Source organism: Pseudomonas sp. BAY1663 (assembly GCF_000582595.1).
GTDB lineage: Bacteria > Pseudomonadota > Gammaproteobacteria > Pseudomonadales > Pseudomonadaceae > Stutzerimonas > Stutzerimonas stutzeri_AF.
Map to the genome: position 1 here is coordinate 1 of NZ_AZSV01000198.1, position 1,172 is coordinate 1,172.

Annotated in this window: 1 protein-coding gene and 1 pseudogene; both read right to left on the reverse strand. The window is 71.5% G+C overall.

Translation table 11 applies throughout. The features are described from left to right. Positions 1 to 993: pseudogene (locus tag BAY1663_RS22750) on the reverse strand (histidine kinase); the annotation flags it as partial. A 5-nt stretch (positions 994 to 998) separates the two neighbouring features. Beyond that, the coding region (locus tag BAY1663_RS22755) for a potassium-transporting ATPase subunit C (protein WP_037045414.1) at positions 999 to 1,172 on the reverse strand (174 nt) is incomplete at its 5' end.

Here is a 1,172-nt window from a genome sequence, read left to right on the forward strand (position 1 = left end):
CGCGCGGCGCTCGTGCGCATGATCGACCAGCGTGCGCGCCACACGCTCGCCACGCAGCTCCACCACCTCGCCGCCCAGCCGCTCGGCCAGCTGCTGGGCGGCCTGGAGGCACCCCAGTTCGGCCTCGCCCCGGCTCGCGCCGATATTCACATGAACCACCGACCAGGGCAGATGCCGGCGCTCCGCCACCCGCGCGGCATGGCGTACCAGGCCTTCGGCGGCATCGTCGCCCTCGATGCCCACCAGCAGGCGTCCGCGAACCGCAGGGGCCGGTTGGCCCTGCAGCCGGTAGCGGCGATGCAGGTCGGCGTCCACCCGCGCGGCGGCCGTCTGCATCGCCAGCTCGCGCAAGGCGGTCAGGTTGGTCTGGGTGAAGAATGCATCGATGGCCGCGCGGGCCTGCTCCGGCACGTAGACCTTGCCTTCGCGTAGCCGCTCCAGCAGCTCGCGGGGCGGCAGATCGATCAGCAGGATGTCGTCCGCCTCCTGCAGAACCCAGTCCGGGACCGTTTCCCGGACCTGCACCCCGGTGATGGCGCGGACCTGGTCGTTCAGGCTTTCCAGATGCTGCACGTTGACGGTGGTGTAGACGTCGATACCTGCTTCGAGCAGCTCCAGCACGTCCTGCCAGCGCTTGCTGTGGCGGCTGCCGGGGGCATTGCTGTGCGCCAGTTCGTCCACCAGCGCCACGCTCGGTCGCGCCGCCAGCAGCCCATCGAGATCCATCTCGAGCAGCGTGACGCCCCGGTACTCGCTGCGCAGCAGCGGCTGCTCGGGCAGCCCGACGAGCATCGCCTCGGTTTCGGCGCGGCCATGGGTCTCGACCACGCCGGCCCGCAGGGTGCGGCCGAGACGCCGTTGGCGCTGCGCGGCCTGGAGCATGGCGTAGGTCTTGCCTACGCCCGGAGCCGCGCCAAGGAACACCTTGAGGCGGCCGCGCCCCTCCCGTGGCACCTCGTCGAGCAGCGCGTCCGCGCGCAGGGCATCGCTCATTCGGATCACTCGCTGGAATCAGGCAAGCGATTGTCGGCCAATGCCAGGTTCAGGGCCAGTACGTTCACCACCGCCGGCCCTACCAGCGGTGCCGTCAGCTGCGCCAGCAACAGGCGCTCCAGGCGCTCGGCCGGGATGCCCCGGGCCGCCGCGACACGGGCGGCCTGGAAGCGCGCGGC